We start from the raw sequence: 20,673 nt of genomic DNA on the forward strand, positions 1-20,673 counted from the left end.
CGTGCACCCCGATCTTTCCGTTGAACTGTGCGCCCGTTTGCGCGAGGCCTTCCTGAACACCGGCTACACCGCGGACGGCGTCGTCGACGCGCTCGGCCCGCAGGCCCACGCCGCACTCGGCCGCGGCGAGCCCGAGCCCGCCCGCCGTGCGAGCAAGGACGCCGGGTCGCTCGGCACGCTGATCCGCATGTTCCTGCTCGGCGACCACGAGCCCGAGCAGGACGTCCGCAGGGCGCTGGACGGTGTCGACATCGACGACGCCGTCAAGAACGAGGTCCTGGCCCCCGTCTCCGGTGCGAACAGCCTGAAGGCAGGGCTCGACGTCCGGCCGTACGAGGACAACTGGTGGGTCGTCGCCGATCTCGACTCGGATCTGCGCGGCAGCGCCGTTCCCGAGGACCACGTTCTCGGTGTCGGTCACGCGTCCATCAGCCTCGCCCGCGCGACCAAGCGCACTCCCGTCGGCACGTTGCTCGACCTCGGCACCGGCTGCGGCGTCCAGGCGCTGCACGCCGGCACACACGCTCAGAAGATCACCGCGACCGACTTGTCGGAGCGCGCGCTGAGGCTCGCGCAGGGCACGTTCCGCATGAACGAGCTCAACGTGGAGACGTTGCAGGGCGAGTGGTTCGGGCCGGTCCGCAACCGGCGGTTCGACCAGGTCGTGTGCAACCCGCCGTTCGTCGTCGGCCCGCCGCGGGTGGACTTCGTCTACCGCGACTCCGGCCTCGGCGGTGACGACGCGTCGGCGCTGGTCATCCGGCAGCTGCCCGCCTTCCTCAACGAGGGCGGCGTCGGCCAGCTGCTCGCGTCGTGGGTGCACCGCAAGGGTGAGGACTGGGAGGAGCGCGTCTCCGGCTGGCTCCCGCGCGGCGGCATCGACGCGTGGTTCGTGCAGCGCGACATCGCCGAGCCCGCCCTGTACGTCGGCACGTGGCTCAAGGACGCGGGCGTCGACCCGCGCAGCCCCGAGGGCCGGCAGAAGGCCGCGGCGTGGCTGGACTGGTTCGAGGAGAACGACGTCCAGGGCGTCGGCTTCGGGTACGTGACGCTGCGGCGCACCGACGAGATGCACTCCCAGGTCATCTGCGAAGACCTGCGGCACGCCTACGACGACCCGCTGGGTCCGGAGGCGGCGCGCTGGCTCGACAACGTCGCGTGGCTGCGCGCCAACCCCGATCTGCTGAGCCGGCGGTTCCGGGTCGCCGACACCGTGCTGCTCGAGGAGGTCTCCGAGCCGGGCGACGAGGGCTGGCGCAAGGTCGTGGCCCGGCTGCACCGCACCGACGGGCCCGGCTGGCAGCACGAGGTCGACGAGGCGACCGCCAAGCTCGTCGCCGGTTGCAACGGCGCGTTGCCGCTGGAAGACCTGCTCGCACTGCTCGAGTTCGCGTACGGAGAAATCGATGCAGAAGCGGCCTTGCCGATCGTTCGTGATCTCATCCGGCACGGAATGCTGATTCCCGCGTGAAAGCAGTTGTGGCGCGCGTCACAGAAGCGAGTGTCGAAGTCGAAGGGGCGATCGTCGGCGCGATCGACGAGCCCGGATTGCTGGTGCTGCTCGGCGTCCACCACGACGACACGGCCGAGCACGCCCGCAAAATGGCGCAGAAGCTGCATGGTCTGCGCATCCTCGACGACGAGCGGTCGTGCGAGTCGACAGGTGCTCCGCTGCTGGTCGTCAGCCAGTTCACCCTCTACGGGGACACCCGGAAGGGCCGCCGTCCGTCCTGGACGGCGGCCGCCCGGCCCGAGCACGCGGAACCGTTGGTGAACGCCGTCGTGCAGGAACTACGCCAAAAGGGCGCGCGTGTCGAAACGGGACGATTCAGAGCCGAGATGAAGGTACGGAGCGTGAACGACGGACCGTTCACGGTGATCGTCGAACTCTGACTAAACGGTTCTCAGCTAATCCTCAGATTAGGCGCGCAACCGCTGTGACAGTGGCGACGTCTTCAGGTCATGGAAGTCGGGAACGAATTCGGAATCGGGTTCGTTACCCAGGTATCAGCCAGCTAGCGATGGGATCCCGAGCGGGCCCGCCGCAACCGGCAACCAGGGCGCAGCGCCGCGCCGCCTTGACCGCCACGCGCGACTGTCCTGACCGACAGCAGCGTCGCCCGCACCAGGGGGAGGGAGATCCATGACCGTCACGAGGATCTCCGACCGTGAAGTCGGAGAGAACACGCCCGCCGTCGTCGAGCACGAACTCGACGCGCAAGGACCAGCAGCCGACCTCGTTCGAGTCTACCTGAACGGAATCGGCAAGACCGCGCTCCTCACCGCCGAAGAGGAGGTGGAGCTCGCCAAGCGCATCGAGGCCGGTGTGTTCGCGCAGCACGTCCTGGAGACGGCCAAGCGCCTCACCCCCACGCGTCGCGACGAGATGGGAGAGCTCGTCCGCGACGGCCGCCGTGCCAAGGACCACCTGCTCAAGGCCAACCTGCGACTCGTCGTGTCGCTGGCCAAGCGCTACACGGGCCGCGGCATGCCGCTGCTGGACCTGATCCAGGAAGGCAACCTGGGCCTGATCCGCGCGGTCGAGAAGTTCGACTACACCAAGGGCTTCAAGTTCTCGACGTACGCGACGTGGTGGATCCGCCAGGCGATCACCCGCGGCATGGCCGACCAGGGCCGCACCATCCGCCTCCCCGTCCACCTCGTCGAGCAGGTGAACAAGCTCGCGCGGATCAAGCGCGACCTGCACCAGACGCTCGGCCGCGAGGCGACGAACGAGGAGCTCGCGAAGGAAGCCGGCCTCAACCCGGACAAGGTCGCCGACCTGCTCGACCACGCTCGTGACCCGGTATCGCTCGACATGCCGGTCGGCACGGAGGAGGACGCTCCCCTCGGTGACTTCATCGAGGACTCGGACGCGACCGACGCCGAGAGCGCCGTCATCTCCGGGTTGCTGCAGGACGACCTGCGCCGCGTTCTCGCGACGCTGGAGCCGCGCGAGCAGGCCGTGATCCGGCTGCGCTACGGCCTGGAGGACGGCCAGCCGCGCACCCTCGACCAAATCGGCAAGCGCTTCGGGTTGTCGCGCGAGCGGGTCCGTCAGATCGAGCGCGAGGTCATGTCGAAGCTCCGCCAGGGCGAACGCGCCGCGAAGCTGCGGGCGTACGCCTCCTAGTACCGGAGGCGTCACGGTCGGGTCTCACCTGCCGGGCAGTATTGACTTGTGACTCAACTCACGGCACGGTCGGGCGTTACCAGAGCCACGCGACGCCCGTCGTGAGTCGGGTTAGCACGCGAAGGAAGGTCGGGACGGCCGGGGGCCGCCCCGGCCTTCCGCGTTCGCGGCCCCCGCGAGGAACGTCGTTGCGAAGAACACGGTGGACGGGGACCGGAAGGTCCCTTTGAGGGCGGTACGGTTTTCCGATCCGAACTGCACACCGTTGGAGTTGTGTACCCCGTGCCCACCACATTCGAGTACACCGACGTCCTCCCGCTCGCGAAGGACACCGAGACCGAGTACCGCCTCGTCACCTCCGACGGGGTCAAGCTCATCGAGGCCGGTGACCGCAAGTTCCTGGAGATCGCCCCCGAGACGCTGACGCTGCTCGCGAAGGAGGCGATCCGGGACATCCAGCACCTGCTGCGCCCGTCGCACCTCGCCCAGCTGCGCAAGATCGTCGACGACCCCGAGGCCTCCGGCAACGACCGCTTCGTCGCCATGGACCTGCTGCGCAACGCCGCCATCTCGTCCGGTGGTGTGCTGCCGATGTGCCAGGACACCGGCACGGCGATCATCATGGGCAAGCGTTCGGAGACCGTCCTGACCGGCGGCGACGACGAGAAGGCCCTGGCCCGCGGCGTCTACGAGGCCTACCAGGAGCTCAACCTGCGCTACTCGCAGATGGCTCCGGTGACGTTCTGGGACGAGAAGAACACCGGCACCAACCTGCCCGCGCAGATCGAGGTGTTCCATAAGCCCGGCCAGGAGCCAGTGTACGAGTTCCTGTTCATGGCCAAGGGTGGCGGTAGCGCGAACAAGACGTTCCTCTACCAGGAGACGAAGGCGGTGCTGAACCCGAAGCGCCTCGCGTCGTTCCTGGACGAGAAGCTGCGTTCGCTCGGCACCGCGGCCTGCCCGCCGTACCACCTCGCGGTCGTCGTCGGTGGCCTGTCCGCCGAGCAGAACCTCAAGGTCGCGAAGCTCGCCTCCGCCCGCTACCTCGACACCCTGCCGGCCGAGGGCTCGACCGCGGGCCACGCGTTCCGCGACACGGACCTCGAGCAGCAGGTCCTCGAACTCACCCGCAACTTCGGCATCGGCGCCCAGTTCGGCGGCAAGTACTTCTGCCACGACGTGCGCGTCATCCGCCTCCCCCGCCACGGCGCGTCCCTCCCGGTCGGCATCGCGGTCTCGTGCTCGGCCGACCGCCAGGCCAAGGCCCGCATCACGGCCGAGGGCGTGTTCCTGGAGCAGATGGAACGCGACCCGGCCCGGTTCCTGCCCGAGATCGAGGACGAGGACCTGTCCGACGAGGTCGTCCAGATCGACCTCACCCGCCCCATGCCGGAGATCCGCGAGATCCTCACCAAGCTCCCGGTGAAGACCCGCGTGTCCCTGACCGGCCCGCTGGTCGTGGCGCGCGACATCGCGCACGCCAAGATCAAGGAACGCCTCGACGCCGGCGAGGAGATGCCGCAGTACCTCAAGGACCACCCGGTCTACTACGCCGGCCCGGCCAAGACGCCCGAGGGCTACGCCTCCGGGTCGTTCGGCCCGACCACGGCCGGCCGCATGGACTCCTACGTGGAGCAGTTCCAGGCCGCGGGCGGCTCGCTGGTGATGCTCGCCAAGGGCAACCGCTCCAAGCAGGTGACCGACGCGTGCTCGTCGCACGGCGGTTTCTACCTGGGCTCGATCGGTGGCCCGGCGGCGCGGCTGGCGCAGGACTGCATCCGCAAGGTCGAGGTGCTCGAATACCCCGAGCTGGGCATGGAAGCGGTCTGGAAGATCGAGGTCGAGGACTTCCCCGCCTTCGTCGTGGTCGACGACAAGGGCAACGACTTCTTCGCGGAGACGTCCACGCCGACCCTGCAGATCAGTTTCCGCCGTTAGACCCCTTCACGGAGCCGTCTGGGCCTCACCGAGTCGTCGGCGGGGCGTGGGCGGCTTCGTGGCATCCGGGTGAACCGCATGCGAAAGGACAACGGTCCACGGCTTCGGAGCGTGCCCTGCTCGTGACGCCCCGCGATGTGCGGGGTGTCGACCGAGGGAGGAACGTCGATGCCGAGCAGACAGTGGGCGGCCAGGGTCGCCGCGATGGCCGCCGGGATGCTGGCGCTGTCGTTCGTCCAGGCCGGGCAGGCCGGGGCGAGCGCATGGCCCAACGACACGTGGAACGTCAACGACGAGCTCTTGACCGGATTCAGCACCGGGTCCGTGACCTGGGGAAATCGAAGCGCCACCCTTCACGGGCATGTCGTGGACAAGTACCCGTCCAATTCCACGACCGTCTTCTTCACCGCGTACGCCGGAGCCCAGAAGGTCGACAGCGACACGAGGACCGCGAGTCCCGGCGAGGACCGGTCTTTCGGCCCCCTGGTTCTCGAAGCCCCCAACCTGGTCGGGGGCTTCGACCGCGTCAAGATCCAGGTGTGCCCGAGTCAGGACCTGACCTGGTGCAGCCCGCCCGTCAACCTGGACCGCGACAGCATCGCCGAGCACGGCTACTACTACCCGCAATAGGGCGGCGAGGTCGGCTGCCGGCCTGCTAGCGGGCCAGCAGCCAGTCGAGGGCGGCCGGGGCGTGGGCGAGGACCGAGATGTGGCCGTCGTGCGGGGTCAGGCGGAGTTCGGCACCGGGGATCCGTGCCGCGAGCCGGCGGCTGTGCGAGGCCGGGACCATGCCGTCGCGTTCGCCGTGCAGCAGCAGGGCAGGTACGCGGGTCGAAGCCCCAGGGCGTGACGTAGGCGAGGTCGTCGTCGATCAACGGGCCGGGTCCGCCTGCCAGCGCGGGCCCCACGACCTTGCCGAACCACGACCACGGGCCGTCGAGCGCCTCGAGGTCGGCGGGAGTGAACTCCGGGTCGTAGGGAGCACCGGACGCCTCGTAGGCCTCCTTGGCCGCTCGACCGGCCGCCGCGGCACGCAGTGAGGCCTCACCTGAGGCGATCATGCCGGCGAACCAGTCGAGGCCGGTCGCGTCGAAGGGTGCCAACGACGCGCCGGCCACGACGGCGGTGACGCGGTCGGGCAACAGGGCGGCGCACGCGAGGGCGTGTGGTGCGCCGCCGGAGTGTCCGACGACCGCGAACTTCGAGACGCCGAGCGAGTCGGCGATGTGCGCTACATCAGCGGCGGCGGAGGCCTGTACCCACTTCGTACACACGCAGTACGCGATCGCCATACGGCAGGTCTACGGGCCGTACATCGTCAACGGGCTGGAAATCCACGTATCAGCCGGTTTCCTCGCGGGCTTCGAGCACCAGGCGACGGTTCCCGAGAGGCGCGTCCAGGCGGACCGCCAGTGGCACCTGACGGACCTCCTGGCTGCACAGGGTGCCCGGAGGCTGCTTGGTGATCGTGACCAGCGTGATCTGGACGACGTCCGCGGACTGCCCGGTGATCTCGGCGCGGGCCTCCTTGCAGCCACCGCCCACGCCGAAGACCTCGACGTCGCGGCCGTCGCCGAAGACGTAGACCTCGTCGCGGTAGGTGTCTGACAACGATGTCGTGTCGACCTTGTCCTTCGCCACGGGCGTGACGTTGGGCGGCACGACGGGCTTCTCCTCCGAGATCGAGACCGGAGGCGGGGCGGGAGCGGTGGGGTTCGTGCCGGACGAGCCGGGGGTGCCGCTCGAACCGGGTGCGGTGGTGCCCGTGGGCGAGGCGCCCGACGAACTGGAGCCGGGCGCGCTGGACTGCGTGCCGGACGAGCAGCCGACGAGCACGACAGCGAGAGCAACGGCAGCGACGGCGTTTCTCATGCGCACCATCCTCGCAAACCGGGACAAGAAGTCCCTGTCAAATGTCTCGCGATGTGTCCGGTGGAATTTTCCCGGACCAGTCCCCAGAAGTACGCCCGGAAGCAGGTCACGGAAGTAGAGATGCCCGGCCGGCGGGGCAGTTGCCGACCGGGCACCGTGGGGGGGAGGAAGGTCTACTTCTGTTCCTGCCGCGACGTCAGCACGACCGTGCGCTCACCAAGGGGCTCGGACAGCTGCACCGTCAACGGAGGGAAGCGGATGTCCATGGTGCACATCTGCTTGGTCAGCGGCAGCGTCTCGAGCAGCTCGATCTTCACCGTGGAAGCGTTCTGCTCCAGCACGGACGCGCTCGCCTTGCCACATCCGCCCTCCTGGGCCACGACTCCGACTGTCTTCCCGTCGCCCTGTGTCCACACGGTGCGCGGCTGATCCGGCGCGAGCGCGTTGGCGTCGAGCTTCGTCACGGGTTTGCCGTCCGGCGGCACTTCTCCGGGTGGGGTGTTCGGGGGCACCTCGGAGGAGGAGGTGGCGGTCGGCAACTCCTGACCGCCACCTGCCCCTGTGCCCGCGTTCTGCGCGCCGCCACAGGCCGAGATGACCAGCAGCAGGACGCCAGTGCCAACTACGGTTCCTATGTGCCTCATGTGAAGAGGACGGAACCGCGCTCACAGCGGGTTGCAGCGACTTCTCTCAGGGACTTCTCTTCACAGTTAGCGGCTAACGGAAGTTACAGCCTCTCGCAGAGCTTCCAGCCGTGCCGCGGACGCGAGACCACCGTGGTAGAGGTGGAACTCCTCCACGCCGGCGTCGAGGTACGCGAGCCACTCCTTCGACAACGCCGCACCGTCGGCCGGCTTCGGCGGCAGCCCCAGCACGTACGCCGCGATCCGCATGTCCGGGGCGACGGAGCGAAGAGCCTCGATGCCGGGGACGGCGACCTCCGGGCCGGGCCAGCACATCGTCGTCAGGACGTCGACGTCGGCGTCGACACCACCGGCCACGGTGGCGAACGGCCCGGTGCCCCAGGGGTCCGCCGTCACGTGCATGCCGATCCGGATCGAGGGCGCGGCAGCGCGGATCTCCGGCACCAGCCTCTGCCGCAACGACCGCACCACGCCGGTGCGCACCGCTCGAACGTCGTCCGCGAGCGCGCCCAGCGCTTCCTCGACGCTGGACGCGCCGCGATCGACCCCGGCCCGGACCGCTTCACGCAGGGCATCCGGGTCGGCGTACAGGGCGGTGCAGGCAGAGCAGAAGCACAGCGACAACAGCTTCTGCTGCACCGCGTTCCAGTCCGTGCCGTCGGTCTTCTCGTGGTGCCCGCCGTGGAAGAACCCCAGCGGCCCGCAGGCCTCCAGGATGATCCCGTCCGGCGCGCCGAGCTCCAGCACCTCGGACACCAGCGCCGACGTGTACTCGACGACGTCGGGCTGCGCGGTGCACAGCGCGTACGGGTAGCGATCCCCGAACGCGTTCACCACGGTCACGTCCGGGTGCAGGTCACCTAGGCGCGAGTTGTGCGTCAGCACGGTCCACGCGTACACCGGCAGGCCGGCGGCACGAACCAGGGCCGCCGCGGCACCGAACGAGTCGGAACCGTCCATCCAGGACGGTTCCGCCGGCACCAGGCGGCCGTAGTTCGACTCGCGCACCGGCAGGTAGAGCGCCGCGTGCCTCGCATCGACCATCCGATGCGAGGGATGAAGCGGCGTCGCGGCCCGCACGGTGTGATACGACGCCGCGAGGGCGATCGCGTCGACCCCGAGGTCCTGATACCGCGCGACGGCGTCAGGGTCTCCGATCAGGTCCCACGGATAGGCGTGGACCACCGACTTCACCACCGGGGGCGCTTCCTCTCGTAGCTCGGGTCGAACTTCTGCATGTAGCCCGTGTCGTCACGAGCGATGATGCCGCAACGAACGTAGTTCTCGGCCATCCGCGCCAGCGCGTCACGATCCAGCGACACACCGAGTCCCGGCGTCACGGGAACCGGCACCGCGCCATCCACAAAGGACAGCACCCCGGGCTCCACGACCTCGTCCGCGGCGTTCCACGGGTAGTGCGTGTCGCACGCGTAGTTCAGGTTCGGCGTCGCCGCCGCCAGGTGCGTCATCGCCGCCAGCGAGATGCCGAGGTGCGAGTTCGAGTGCATCGACAGGCCGATGCCGAACGTCTGGCAGATCATCCCCAGCTGACGCGACCGCTGCAGGCCGCCCCAGTAGTGGTGGTCGGACAGCAGCACCTGCACGGCGTCCTGTTCCACAGACGCCTTGAGGTGCTCGAACGCGACCACGCACATGTTGGTGGCCAACGGCATCGGCGCCTTCGCGGCCACCTCCGCCATCCCGGAGATCTCCGGCGTCGGGTCCTCCAGGTACTCCAGCACCCCGTCGAGTTCCGCCGCCACCTTCAGCGACGTCGCCGTGGACCAGGCCGCGTTCGGGTCCAGCCGCAGCGGGTGGTCCGGGAACGCCTCGCGCAGCGCGCGGATCGCCTCGATCTCCTGCTCCGGAGGGAAGACACCGCCCTTGAGCTTGATCGACCCGAAGCCGTACCGCTCGATCATCCTGGCCGCCTGGGCCACGATGCCGGCGGGGTCGATCGCCTCGCCCCACTCGTCCGGCTCGGCGCCGGGGTGCCCGTCCCACTTGTAGAACAGGTAGGCCGAGTAGGGCACGGACGACCGGACCGCGCCGCCCAGCAGGTCGTGCACCGGGCGTCCCAGCGCCCTGCCCTGGATGTCCAGGCAGGCGACCTCGAACGGCGAGTACACGCGGTCGACGGTGCTCTCCGCCGTGATCTTGCCGGTCAGGCCGTGGTTGTCCAGCCCGGTCGCGCCGCCGAGCGCCGCGGCGACCCGCGTGTGCATCTCGTTCAACGCGAAGACGTCGAGGCCGATCAAGGAGTCCACAACGGACCGCGAGCGCTCCAGGTGCCCGAGGTCGCCGTAGGTCTCCCCCAGCCCCGAAATTCCTTCGTCGGTGTGCACCTCGACGATCGTGCGCAGTGCCCACGGCTCGTGCACGCCCGCGGAGTTGAGCAGTGGCGGGTCCCGGAACGCGATCGGTGTCAGCACAATCTCGGTGATCTTCATGCCGAACGCCCTCTCAGCTCAGCAGGGCCTTGCCCGCGGCGATGATCTTGTCGAGCGCGGCGAGGTGCTCGTCCGACGGGTCGATCAGCGGCGGACGCACACCGCCCACCTCAAGGCCGTTCGCGCGCACCGCGGCCTTCACCAGGGCGACCGCGTAGCCGGGAACCTTGTCCCGCAGCTCGACCAGGGGCTTGTAGAACTCGAAGAGGAAGCGGTTCACCAGCCCGGTGTCGCCGGACTGCACGGCGTTGTAGAAGCCGATCGAGATCTCCGGCGCGAAGCAGAACACCGCCGACGAGTACAGCTCGACGCCGATGGCCCGGTACGCGAGCTGCGTCATCTCCGCGGTCGGCAGGCCGTTGAAGAACTGGAACGGCTTGTCAACGTTAGCACGGACGGACAGCACGACGCGCTGCATCTGGTCGAGGTCGCCGAGGCCGTCCTTGAAGCCCACGACGTTCGGGATCCGCGCGACCTCGACGGCGGTCTCCGGCGTGAACCGCGCGTTGTTGCGCTGGTAGACGATGATCGGCAGTTCGGTGGCACCGGCGACCTCGGCCACGTACCGCACGAGGCCGGCGGCCGGGTTGGTCACCAGGTACGGCGGCAGCAGCAGGATGCCGTTGGCGCCGGCGCGTTCCGCCGCCTGCACGAACTGCTTGGTCGCCGCGACCGAACCTCCCGCTCCGGCGAACACCGGCACCTTGCCCGCGGTCGCCTCGACCGCGACCGCCACCGCGCGCTCGAACTCGCCCAGTTCCAGCGCGTGGAACTCGCCGGTGCCGCAGGCGGCGAACACCGCGCCCGGCCCGGCGGAGACACCGTGCTTGACGTGCTCGGCGAGCACGTCGTACGCGATGTTCCCCTCGCTGTCGAACGGGGTCACCGGAAAGAACAGCACACCATCGAGTTGCATAACCAGACTCATCCCTTGATCGCTCCGGTGGTGATCCCACGCAGGAAGGACTTCTGCAGCGACAGGTACACGACCAAGCTCGGTACCAGTGCCAGCAACGCACCGGCCAGCACGATGCCCGTTCCGACCATGTCGTCGGACCGAAGCGCGAGGAGTGCGACCGTGAGCGTGTAATCGGAGGGGTCAGCGGCGACGATCAGGGGGAGCAGGTACTGCTCCCAAATCATGTTGAATCCGAACACGGCGATGACGCCGAGCGCGGGCTTGCACAGCGGGAGAATGATCTGCGCGAAGAGGCGCAGCTCCCCGGCACCGTCCACTTTGGCCGCCTCCTCCAGCTCGTTGGGGATCTCCTTCATGAACTCCGTCATGACGAAGATGGAGAAACCCCAAGCCCCCAGCGGGAGGATGACGCCGAGCAGGGTGCCCTTGAGACTCACGTGCACCAGAGGCAGGTCTCCGATCACCAGCGACAGCGGGATCGCGATGACCTCCTCAGGCAACATCATCGTGGCGAGAATGACCAACAGGGCGATGGCCTGACCGCGGAACTTCTTGCGCGCCAACGCGTATGCGGCGAAGACGCTCACCGACAGCTGCAGCAGCAGCGCACCACCGGCGATGATCAACGAGTTCATCAGGTAGTGCCAGATCTTGTTCTCCGCCGCGACCTGGAAGTTGATCAGCGACGGGTTGTCCGGAATGATCGACAGCTTGGTCGGGTCCGGGTTGTGGTCGAACGCGCCGGAGAAGATGACCAGCAGCGGGCCGCAGAAAAGGATTACAGCGAGGGCGCTGAAAAGGAACCGGATGCCCCTGCCGACCCACGCGTCCGGGCGGGAGGACCAGCCGATGGCACTGTCGAAGCGACTTGAGTTGACGCTCATCGCGCCTCCTTCCACCGGCGGTACCACTGCACGCTGACCGTCAAAACCAAGGTAACCAGGAACAAGAGCACAGAACCAGCTGAGGCGAGTCCGGCTTCGGACTGTTCGAAGGCCGTGGTGTAGACGCGGGTCATCCACACGTCGGTCGACCCGGCGGGCCCACCGCCGGTGAGCACGTACACCTCGGTGAAGACGCGCAGGCCGCGGATCGCCGCCAGCGTCAGCAGGATCGTGATGACGGGCCGCAACGCGGGGAGCGTGACGTTCCAGATCCGTTGCGGCGTCGTCGCGCCGTCGATCGCGGCGGCCTCGTACTGCTGGCGGTCGATGCCGGCGAGCCCGGCGAGGATCAGCACCATGTCGTACGGCGCGTGCTTCCAGATGCCGACGAACATGACCGACACCAGCGAGGTGTCGGTGCTGTGGATGTACTCCCAGGGCCCCAAGCCGACCCACGAGATGAGCTCGTTGAGGAAGCCTTCGGGTGCCGGGTAGAAGAACAGCCGCCAGATCTCACCGATGACCGCGGTGGCCGCCACGACCGGCAGGAACACCGCGGACCGCACGAACCACAGCGACTTGGTGTGGCCTTCCAGCAGCAACGCCAGGAAGAAGCCGATCACCATGGCGCCGACGGTCTGACCGCCGGCCAGCACAAGGGTGTGCCAGCTGGCGGTCAGGAACTTCTCGTCCTGCAGGATCGTCGCGTAGTTCTTGAAGCCGACGAAGATGTCGCCGAGGAACGGCCGGACCTCGAACAGCGAGAGCCGGATGCCCTCCGCCATCGGGATGAACTTGAAGACCAGGAAGATCAGCGCCGCGGGGAGCAGGAACAGCCACGGGATGAAGGTGGCTCCCGTGAGGCGGCGCCGGCGGCGCCGCCTCACGGGGTGGGTTTCGACGGCACCGCCGCCACTAGCCGTCGAGCCCACGTCTCGGGTGTCGCCGAGTGACTGAACTGCCGTCACTTCGACGCCTTCTGGTTCTCGAGTTCCTTCTTGAGCGCATCCGCGAGCGTCTTCAGCTCGGCCGAGGAGTCAGCGGGGCACTTCGCGAAGATGGAGTTCAGGGTCTCCGAGGTCTTCTGCCGGAACGGCGCGAAGTTCGGAACGCTGGGGAACGGCCGCGCCTCGCTGGAGTACACGCCCGCCACGGTCGCCCAGCGCGGGTCGTTGTACGTCGCGTTGACGTCGACGGTCTTGTTGACGGGGAGGCGGACGACCGGCTGCGGGTCGCCCTTCATGCCGGCCTGCTGCGCCTCGGGCGTGATGAGGTACTCGGCGAGCTTCTTCTGGTCGGCGGTCTTGGCGGAGCCGGCCATCTGGTAGATGTTCTCGCCCTCACCGAGCACCGTGGCGCCGGCCGGGCCCTTCGGGGACGCGACGACCTCGTACTTGTCCTTGCCGACCGACTTGTCGAAGCGGCCGATCATGTACGGGCCGGTGAGGTAGATGCCGCTCTTGCCCGACTCGAACAGCGGGTGCGCGTCGTTCGTGCCCAGGGTCAGCGAGCCGGGCTGCATGACCTTGTCCTCGCAGAAGAGCTTGCGCATCCGTTCGACGGCTTTGGTCGACTCCGGCGAGTCGATGCCGACGCGGAACTTGCCGTCGCCCTCGTCCTCGAGGATGTCGCCGCCGCCCTGCCAGATGTAGCTGGCCGCCCACCACGCGAGGTAGCCGCGGTCGGTCGTGCCCGGCACGAGCATGCCGTAGGTGTCGTTCTGCCCGTTGCCGTCGGGGTCGTTGCGGGTGAAGGCCCTCGCGAGGTCGTCGAGCTCCTCCCACGTGGTGGGGATCGGCTTGCCGAGCTTCTCGCGCCAGTCCTTGCGGATCAGCGTGACCATCGCCTGGGTGGAGTAGGGAATGGCGTAGAACTTGCCGTCGGCGCCCTTCCCGTTGTTCCACGCGCGGTCGACGATGTCGCCGCCGCCCGCGATGTCACCCTTGTTGACCTCGGTCGTCCAGCCCTGCTTGACGAAGTTGCCGAGCGAGCCGGTGTCGGTGATGACGACGTCGGGGAGGTCCTTCGACGCGGCGCGCTGCTGCACCTGCTTGTCGAAGTCGTTGAAGATCGGCTTGTAGTCGACCTGCACACCGGTCTTCTCGGTGAACGACTTGAAGATCTTCTCGTAGACCTTCGCGGTCGCCTCGGTGGAGCGGGTCCACACCTCCAGAGGCTTGTTCGGGTCCTTGCTCGACGCGGCCGTGGTGCCACCGCTGCCGCATCCCGCGAGCAGCGCGGCCACGCCCAGCGTGGCAAGTGTTGTGGCAGTTCCACGGCGCATCGTCGGAGCCCCTCGCGTTCAGATATATGAACCTGGGTCGTACTTGTGAACCTGGTGCAGGACTGTAAGAATCGACACAGCAACGTGTCAAGGGCAAGTTGCTTTCCTGTTACGAGGAGGCCAGGTGGCGTCGCCGATCGACAAGGGCACAGCACGTCCGGGCGCGGTCAAGTCCGCCGACCGCACGGTGGAGCTGCTCGAGGTGCTGTCCGCGTCAGACCGCAGGCTGACGCTCACGGAGCTGCACCGCGAGCTCAGCTATCCCAAGTCCAGCCTCTACATGCTGTTGCAGACGCTGGTCGCGCGCGGCTGGGTGGAGGTCGACTCGGACAGGGGCACGTACGGCATCGGCGTGCGCGCGCTGCTCGTCGGTACGTCCTATTTGGACCACGACCCTGTCGTGCGGGCGGCGATCCGCGTGATGGAGCAGGTCCGCCAGGACATCAACGAGACCGTGCACCTTGCCCGTTTGGACGGCGCGGACGTCGTCTACCTGGCGAGCCGCGAGTCCGAGCACCACCTGCGCGTCGTCTCGCGCGTCGGCCGGCGGCTGCCCGCCCACTCGACGTCGCTGGGCAAGGCCGTGCTCTCGACGCGCACGCCGGAGGAGGTCGACCTGATCCTCCCCCACGACCTGGCGCCGCTGACCCCGAACACCGTGATCGACCGGGCGGCGTTGCACGAACAGCTCGCCGGGTTCCGCAACGTCGGCTACGCCCACGAACGCGAGGAGAACACGCCCGGCTTGGGCTGCTTCGCGGTGGCGCTGCCGTACCGCAATCCCGTGCTGGACGCCATGAGTTGTTCGGTCCCGCTGGGCAGGCTGACCCCGGAGCACGAGCGGCAGGTCATCTCCGCTCTGCTCGACGCCGCCCGGACGATCACCGAACTCCTCCGCCAGTTCGGTCGCTGAGCTTGCCGAAACACCTGAACAAGACGGAGGGTTCCAACCCGTGACCGCACGCATCCTGATCACCGGCGCCGGTGGCGGGGTGGGAACGCTCATGCGTTCCCGTCTCGCCGCGGAGGGTCGTGTCCTGCGGCTGCTGGACATCGCGGAGCTGCCCGCGGCCGCCGACGGCGAGAACGTCGAGCTCGTCGAGGCCTCGGTGACCGACATGGCCGCGATGGAAGCCGCGATGGAGGACGTCGACGCGGTGATCCACCTCGGTGGCCACAGCCTCGAGGAGTCGTGGGACAAGATCCTGCGCGTCAACATCGACGGCACGCACACCGTGCTGGAGGCCGCGCGGCGTTCCGGCGTCCGCCGGGTCGTCCTGGCCAGCTCGAACCACGCCGTCGGCTATCTCGAACGCGCCGACGGTGAAGCGGGCGACTACGCGTTCCCGCGCCCGGACACCTACTACGGCGTGTCCAAGGTGGCGCTGGAGGCGTTGGGGTCGCTGTACGCCGACCGCTACGGCATGGACGTGATCGCGATCCGCATCGGGTCGTGCTTCGAGAAGCCGCGTGACGTGCGGATGCTGTCGACGTGGATGTCGCCGGACGACGGCGCGCGCCTGTTTGAGGCGTGCCTCTCCGCCCCGTCACCCGGTTTCCGGATCGTGTGGGGCGTTTCGAACAACAAGCGCGGCTGGTTCTCGCTGGACGAGGCCCGTGCGCTGGGTTACGAGCCGCAGGACGACTCCGAGGAGTACGCGGCCGCCGTGCTGGAGCAGCACGGCGAACTCGACCCCTCGTCGCCGGCGGCGAGGTACGTGGGTGGAGCCTGGTGCGGCCCCGATTTCGACACGGCAGTCAAGGAGGCAGGGCGTTGAGCCACGTCGTGCAGGGATACAACCCGCGCACCGGTGAGCCGTACGGCGAACCGGTTGCGAAGACCCCCGACAGCGAGGTCGACCGCATCGCGTCCGCCGCGGCCGTCGCGTTCTCCGCGTGGTCGGTCGTTCCGGCGGCGGATCGTGCCGTGGTGCTGGAGAAGGTCGCGGACGCGCTGGACGCCGAGTCGGCGTTGCTCGTGGAGACCGCGGACAGCGAGACGGCACTGGGCGTGCCGCGGCTGACGACCGAGCTCAAGCGCACGACGAACCAGCTGCGGCTGTTCAGCGAGGTGCTGCGCGAGGGCAGCTACGTCGAGGCCACCCTGGACACGGCGAACCCGGACATCATCCCGCCGCGGCCGGTGCTGCGGCGCGTGCTCCGTCCTCTGGGGACGGTCGCGGTGTTCTCCGCGTCGAACTTCCCGTTCGCGTTCTCGGTCGCCGGTGGTGACACGGCCTCCGCGCTGGCGTCCGGTTGTTCCGTTGTGGTGAAGGCACATTCGGCGCACCCGTCGACGTCGCGCGAGACCGCCCGAGTGGTGATCGACGCGCTGCGTGAAGCCGGTGCGCCCGAGGGCGTGTTCGGCATCGTGTACGGCACCGAGTCCGGTGTCGCGCTGGTGAAGCACTCCGCGGTGCGCGCCGTCGGCTTCACCGGTTCGACCGGTGGCGGCCGGGCGCTGTTCGACCTGGCGCAGGGCCGGCCGGACCCGATCCCGTTCTACGGCGAGCTCGGCAGCGTCAACCCCACGGTGATCCTGCCCGGTGCGGCCACCCCGGAGATCGCCGCCGGTTTCGCGCAGTCGCTGGTGATGGGTGTCGGGCAGTTCTGCACGAACCCCGGCCTCGTGTTCGCGCCGGAGTCGATCGTGGCGGCGCTGGGCGAGGCGGTCGCCGCCTCGTCGGGTGGCGCGATGCTGAACGAGCGGATGTGCGACTCCTACAAGGCGGGCACGGACGCCCTGGCCGCGTCGGACCTCGTCTCCGTGGTGTCGACGGGTGTCCGCCCGGACGAGGCGTGGGCCGTGGCACCGCTGCTGTTCAGCACGTCGGTGAAGGTGTTCGAGGAGAACCTCGAGAAGCTGACCGAGGAGCACTTCGGCCCGGCCGCACTGGTCGTGACGTACTCGTCGCCGGAGGAGTTGCACTCGGTGCTGGCGAAGCTGCCGGGCACGCTGACCGGCACGGTGCACGCCGCCGAGTCGGACCACGCGGAGGCAGGTCGGATCGCCGAGATCCTGCGGCGCGTGGCGGGCCGGATCATCTTCAACGCCTGGCCGACCGGTGTCGCGGTGGCGTGGGGCCAGCACCACGGTGGCCCGTGGCCGTCGACGACGAACCCGCTGCACACGTCGGTGGGCGCCACGTCGATCCGCCGCTGGATCGCCCCGGTGACGTACCAGTCGTGGCCGGACGCGTTGCTCCCGGCAGAGTTGCAGGACGCGAACCCGCTCGGCATCCCCCGCCGGGTGGACGGTGTGCTCGGCGTGCACTGAGGGATCTTCGAATGAGCGGGGCCGCTGACACCATGTCAGTGGCCCCGTTTCCTTTTGGGAGGACGTGGGATGCCAGTCGTCGGCCTGAAGAAGGCCCAGCGCACGACGCCGCCGCCGTTGTCGATCGAGTGGTTGCCCCGAGACCTGACTCGATCCCGGCGTCTCCGGGACGTTCGACCTGCTCGTCGACTACAGCGTGCTCGACAACATGCGAGGGCCCGCCCGCGGAAGCGGTTTCGCGTGCTTCCTGATGAGACGTTCCTGACCGGCAACTGATCGCTCAGACCGACACCTAAGCGCTCCCAATCCTCGCGGCGATCATCCTGGCGCACTCGACCGCCTCGGACTTCGCGCTGTCGACCTCGACGTCGTACCTCATCCCGCGATGCACCAACTCGGCCTGCGCCTCGGCCATCCCGGTGACCCGGTCACCACGAGCAAGCTCCCGCCCGGCCGCGACGGCGGCATCACACCGCACCCCGACCCACACCACGTCCAGCCCGTCGAGTGCCTTCTCCCACCGGCGTCGAGACTCGACGCCACCGAGGAACACGTCGTCCACGATCACCCGTGCCCCCGAGCGCGCCATCGAGGCGACGCCCGCCATCCACGCGTCCTCCAGCACCCGGAACTCGGCTCCGACGCTGACCTCACCGTCGCCCGTGAACCCGATCCCCTCCGAGCCGAGCCGCAACCGCGCGGGCATCACGTCGATCAACGTGTCGACTCCGATCGCCAGCCACGCCTCCGGCAACACCGCCTGCAGGCACCGCGCGATCCCCGACTTGCCCGAACTGGACCCACCGTTGAGAACGATCACTTGAGCACTCGACGACACGCCCCGACGGTACCCAGCCGCCCCCGCCCTCACCCCTCACTTCCCACCCGTCACCGCCTTAGCAATGGGTCTTTTGACGACGAAGTCAAAGACCCATTGCTAAGGACCAGCTCACAGCCCTCACACCAAGTGATATATCGGTTCCCGCCCTCACCGCATGCAAAAAACGTTTGCGGACGAAGTCAAAAGGCTCGTTGCAAAGATCGACTGAACGAGCGGTGCGGACCTTGCGGCGAGCGTGACCGGAGCAGACGACTGGAGCAGTCAGCGGCGGGCGGCGCCGGCTCGCCGTTCCTGCTGCAGCTCCCGCTGGTACCCCAGGAAGTCGACCTCCAACGTGTGCCGCTTCGACTTCACATACCGGCGCCGTAGCCGCTCCCGGTAGGAGGTGATCTCCGCTTTCATCTCCGCCACCGGAGGCAGCGCCGCACGTCCGGAGATCAGGTCGGCGATCCACTCCGACTGGGCCTCGGCCAGCGGCATGATCGCTCCCAGCGGCTGGATCAGCCCGAGGAAGTACAGCCCGGGATGCGCCGGATCCACGACCCGGCGATACAGCGACACGTCGTTGTCGGCGGACGACACCGCCGGGAACTCGGCCGCCGGGAGAAACGGGAATTCCACCTTGTAACCGGTGCAATAGACGATCACGTCGACGTCCTCGCGCGACCCGTCGGCGAACACGACCCCGGAGCCGTCGAGCCGCGACAGGTTCGGCTTCACGGTGATGTCGCCGTGCCCGAGCCGGGTGAGCAGGTCGTCGGACACCGTCGGGTGCGCGGCGAGGATGCCGTGCGACGGCTCGGGCAGGCCGTAGGCGGAGAGCTTGCCGCGCGCCAGCCGGAGCATCACTCGCAGGGACAGCGCCTGCAGCCACGCGGGTGCGAAGCGGGCGAGCGGCGAGGTGGTCAGGTGATCGGTCGGCATGCCGAAGAGGTACTTGGGCATGATGTGCGCTCCGCGGCGCATCGCCAGGAACGTCCGCGCCGAGACCCGCGACGACTCGACCGCGATGTCGCAGGCGGAGTTGCCGATGCCGAGAACCAGCACCTTCTTGTCCGCGAATCGTTCGGGCGTCTTGTAGAAGTGCGCATGCATCTGTTCGCCGTCGAACGAGCCGGGAAACGCGGGCTCGGGCATCCGCGGCGACCAGTGGTGTCCGTTCGCGACGATCACTGATCCGTAGCTCCCCGAAGCCTCCTCGCCTGTGTCGCGATCACGCGTCGTGACGGCGTAGCCACCCGGCGCAACGGAGACGGAGGTGACCTCGGTCCGGAACCGGATGCGGTCGCGGAAGCCGTGGTGCTTCACGAAGTCGTCGAAGTACTCGGCGATCTGGAAGTGAGAGGGGTACGCGGGCAGCCTCGCGGGCATCGGGAAGGACTTGAACTCCATCATCTGCCGCGAGGTGTTGATGTGGAGGGACCGGTAGGCCGACGACATGCCGTTGTCGTTGAGGTAGAGCCAGTTGCCGCCGATCTCCGACCCGGTCTCGAAGCAGTCGAACTCGATGCCGCGGGCGCCGAGGACCTGACAAGCGGCGATGCCGGACGATCCCGCTCCGATGACGCACACACGCTCCATGCGGCTGAAGTATTTTCACGTTAGGAGCGGCTGTCAATCGTTGTGACCGAAGGCCTGGTCAGACGCTCCGGGTCAGTCGTCGCGCCGACCGGGTGCGAGCACCTCGCGCGGTAGCCCGCTGTGTGGAACGGGGTGTGCCGGACCAGGTCCGCCCAATACTTTGTGCCCCATGCGAAATCTTCTCGTGGCAGTCACCTCGGTACTGGCGTTCGCGGTCTCCACCGGCACGGCGGCGGGCGCGCCGCTGCCGTGCCCGGAGATCTTCGCGACGAACAACACCGCGATCATCACCGACCCCGCCGATCCGCGGTTGCGGGACAGACTGGTGCGGTTCGACCGCGAGGTGCGCGGCATCGTGCACGCCAACGGTGGCGTGACCATCCGTTCAACACTGCTTGACGGTGTGTTCTGGTCGAGCGACCTGCAGCAGACGACGTTCGAACGGTCCCGCAAGTTCGACGTCACCCTCGACGAGGAAACCCTGCGCCACACCGCGTCCACGATCAGCAAGCAGTTCCGGCAGGAGTCGGTGCTCACGTTCCGCTTCCTGCCCGCGAACTCGCCGGAGGTCGATGCCGTCCAGGTCGAGGTCGACGGCATCACCGCGACGCAGGTCCGCGAAGGCCTGCTCAAGGACGCGGTCGCGCGCGAGAAGCTCGGCGGCGGCAGCGTCACGTTGCAGAACAAGGCGATCCTGATCGCGGACGTCGACGACCTGCCGACTGTGCGCGCGTTCGTCACCGACATCGGCGGCGACATCACCAAGGCGAAGGTGCGCAAGGGCACCTGGGAGTTCGTCAGCGCCGAGGAAACTCCTTTGTGGAACAGGCAAAACGCGGCCTAACCTCGT

At 68.3% G+C, this 20,673-nt stretch carries 20 protein-coding genes and 1 pseudogene; 9 read left to right on the forward strand and 12 right to left on the reverse strand.

What is annotated here, in order from left to right:
- Nucleotide 1: 1 nt before the first annotated feature.
- The 5 genes from AB0M48_RS44260 to AB0M48_RS44280 all read left to right on the forward strand — a co-directional run bounded on the left by AB0M48_RS44260 (nucleotide 2) and on the right by AB0M48_RS44280 (nucleotide 5,701).
- Nucleotides 2–1,471, forward strand: coding sequence for a methyltransferase (locus AB0M48_RS44260; protein ID WP_363854958.1), 1,470 nt, complete (start codon nucleotides 2–4; stop codon nucleotides 1,469–1,471).
- Nucleotides 1,468–1,893, forward strand: a complete 426-nt coding sequence (gene dtd, locus AB0M48_RS44265) for a D-aminoacyl-tRNA deacylase (protein ID WP_363854961.1) — start codon at nucleotides 1,468–1,470, stop codon at nucleotides 1,891–1,893. The genes AB0M48_RS44260 and dtd overlap by 4 nt, the downstream gene beginning before the upstream one ends.
- Nucleotides 1,894–2,143: 250 nt before the next feature.
- A complete protein-coding gene (locus AB0M48_RS44270) occupies nucleotides 2,144–3,133 on the forward strand; it encodes a sigma-70 family RNA polymerase sigma factor (protein ID WP_363854964.1) in 990 nt (329 codons plus the stop codon).
- A 282-nt stretch (nucleotides 3,134–3,415) separates the two neighbouring features.
- Complete coding sequence (locus tag AB0M48_RS44275) at nucleotides 3,416–5,071, forward strand: fumarate hydratase (protein WP_363854967.1); 1,656 nt, start codon at nucleotides 3,416–3,418, stop codon at nucleotides 5,069–5,071.
- A gap of 168 nt (nucleotides 5,072–5,239) precedes the next feature.
- Nucleotides 5,240–5,701: a hypothetical protein gene (locus AB0M48_RS44280; protein WP_363854970.1), complete on the forward strand. Its 462-nt coding sequence runs from the start codon at nucleotides 5,240–5,242 to the stop codon at nucleotides 5,699–5,701.
- Nucleotides 5,702–5,726: 25 nt separating this feature from the next.
- On the opposite strand, the gene AB0M48_RS44285 is transcribed toward AB0M48_RS44280, so the two are convergent.
- The 10 genes and pseudogenes from AB0M48_RS44285 to AB0M48_RS44330 all read right to left on the reverse strand — a co-directional run bounded on the left by AB0M48_RS44285 (nucleotide 5,727) and on the right by AB0M48_RS44330 (nucleotide 14,124).
- Nucleotides 5,727–5,888, reverse strand: coding sequence for a hypothetical protein (locus AB0M48_RS44285; RefSeq protein ID WP_363855028.1), 162 nt, complete (start codon nucleotides 5,886–5,888; stop codon nucleotides 5,727–5,729).
- Nucleotides 5,889–6,207: 319 nt separating this feature from the next.
- Nucleotides 6,208–6,363: pseudogene (locus AB0M48_RS44290) on the reverse strand (alpha/beta hydrolase); the annotation flags it as partial.
- A 49-nt stretch (nucleotides 6,364–6,412) separates the two neighbouring features.
- Nucleotides 6,413–6,943, reverse strand: a complete 531-nt coding sequence (locus AB0M48_RS44295) for a hypothetical protein (RefSeq protein WP_363854973.1) — start codon at nucleotides 6,941–6,943, stop codon at nucleotides 6,413–6,415.
- A gap of 173 nt (nucleotides 6,944–7,116) precedes the next feature.
- Nucleotides 7,117–7,587, reverse strand: coding sequence for a hypothetical protein (locus AB0M48_RS44300; protein ID WP_363854976.1), 471 nt, complete (start codon nucleotides 7,585–7,587; stop codon nucleotides 7,117–7,119).
- 66 nt (nucleotides 7,588–7,653) lie between these two features.
- Entirely contained in the window at nucleotides 7,654–8,784 is a 1,131-nt protein-coding gene (locus tag AB0M48_RS44305; protein WP_363854979.1) for a hypothetical protein, read from the reverse strand.
- Entirely contained in the window at nucleotides 8,778–10,037 is a 1,260-nt protein-coding gene (locus AB0M48_RS44310) for a glucarate dehydratase family protein (protein WP_363854982.1), read from the reverse strand. Before AB0M48_RS44310 ends, AB0M48_RS44305 begins: the two co-directional genes overlap by 7 nt.
- A gap of 13 nt (nucleotides 10,038–10,050) precedes the next feature.
- Nucleotides 10,051–10,953 (reverse strand): 5-dehydro-4-deoxyglucarate dehydratase, encoded by a 903-nt coding sequence (locus AB0M48_RS44315; RefSeq protein ID WP_363854985.1) that lies wholly within the window; start codon nucleotides 10,951–10,953, stop codon nucleotides 10,051–10,053.
- A gap of 8 nt (nucleotides 10,954–10,961) precedes the next feature.
- Nucleotides 10,962–11,840, reverse strand: coding sequence for a carbohydrate ABC transporter permease (locus AB0M48_RS44320; RefSeq protein WP_363854989.1), 879 nt, complete (start codon nucleotides 11,838–11,840; stop codon nucleotides 10,962–10,964).
- Complete coding sequence (locus tag AB0M48_RS44325) at nucleotides 11,837–12,808, reverse strand: sugar ABC transporter permease (protein WP_363854992.1); 972 nt, start codon at nucleotides 12,806–12,808, stop codon at nucleotides 11,837–11,839. Before AB0M48_RS44325 ends, AB0M48_RS44320 begins: the two co-directional genes overlap by 4 nt.
- Nucleotides 12,805–14,124 carry a sugar ABC transporter substrate-binding protein gene (locus tag AB0M48_RS44330; RefSeq protein ID WP_363854995.1) on the reverse strand — a complete coding sequence of 440 codons (1,320 nt, stop codon included), beginning with the start codon at nucleotides 14,122–14,124 and terminating at the stop codon, nucleotides 12,805–12,807. The genes AB0M48_RS44325 and AB0M48_RS44330 overlap by 4 nt, the downstream gene beginning before the upstream one ends.
- Nucleotides 14,125–14,248: 124 nt before the next feature.
- On the opposite strand from AB0M48_RS44330, the gene AB0M48_RS44335 reads away from it, so the two are divergent.
- Genes AB0M48_RS44335 through AB0M48_RS44345 form a run of 3 tightly spaced genes read left to right on the forward strand, consistent with a single transcriptional unit; the run spans nucleotide 14,249 to nucleotide 17,401 of the window.
- Nucleotides 14,249–15,037 (forward strand): IclR family transcriptional regulator, encoded by a 789-nt coding sequence (locus AB0M48_RS44335; protein ID WP_266042096.1) that lies wholly within the window; start codon nucleotides 14,249–14,251, stop codon nucleotides 15,035–15,037.
- Between the two features lie 40 nt (nucleotides 15,038–15,077).
- Entirely contained in the window at nucleotides 15,078–15,902 is an 825-nt protein-coding gene (locus tag AB0M48_RS44340; RefSeq protein ID WP_363854999.1) for an NAD(P)-dependent oxidoreductase, read from the forward strand.
- A complete protein-coding gene (locus tag AB0M48_RS44345) occupies nucleotides 15,899–17,401 on the forward strand; it encodes an aldehyde dehydrogenase (NADP(+)) (protein WP_363855002.1) in 1,503 nt (500 codons plus the stop codon). Before AB0M48_RS44340 ends, AB0M48_RS44345 begins: the two co-directional genes overlap by 4 nt.
- A 292-nt stretch (nucleotides 17,402–17,693) precedes the next feature.
- On the opposite strand, the gene cpt is transcribed toward AB0M48_RS44345, so the two are convergent.
- Both cpt and AB0M48_RS44355 read right to left on the reverse strand, forming a co-directional pair.
- A complete protein-coding gene (gene cpt, locus AB0M48_RS44350; protein WP_363855005.1) occupies nucleotides 17,694–18,221 on the reverse strand; it encodes a chloramphenicol phosphotransferase CPT in 528 nt (175 codons plus the stop codon).
- A gap of 282 nt (nucleotides 18,222–18,503) precedes the next feature.
- The gene (locus AB0M48_RS44355; RefSeq protein WP_363855008.1) at nucleotides 18,504–19,823 is read right to left on the reverse strand and encodes an NAD(P)-binding domain-containing protein; all 1,320 of its coding nucleotides are present in this window, start codon (nucleotides 19,821–19,823) and stop codon (nucleotides 18,504–18,506) included.
- 169 nt (nucleotides 19,824–19,992) lie between these two features.
- On the opposite strand from AB0M48_RS44355, the gene AB0M48_RS44360 reads away from it, so the two are divergent.
- Nucleotides 19,993–20,667 carry a hypothetical protein gene (locus tag AB0M48_RS44360; RefSeq protein ID WP_363855011.1) on the forward strand — a complete coding sequence of 225 codons (675 nt, stop codon included), beginning with the start codon at nucleotides 19,993–19,995 and terminating at the stop codon, nucleotides 20,665–20,667.
- Nucleotides 20,668–20,673 lie beyond the last annotated feature (6 nt).

This window comes from Lentzea sp. NPDC051208, from assembly GCF_040682435.1.
GTDB lineage: Bacteria > Actinomycetota > Actinomycetes > Mycobacteriales > Pseudonocardiaceae > Lentzea > Lentzea kristufekii.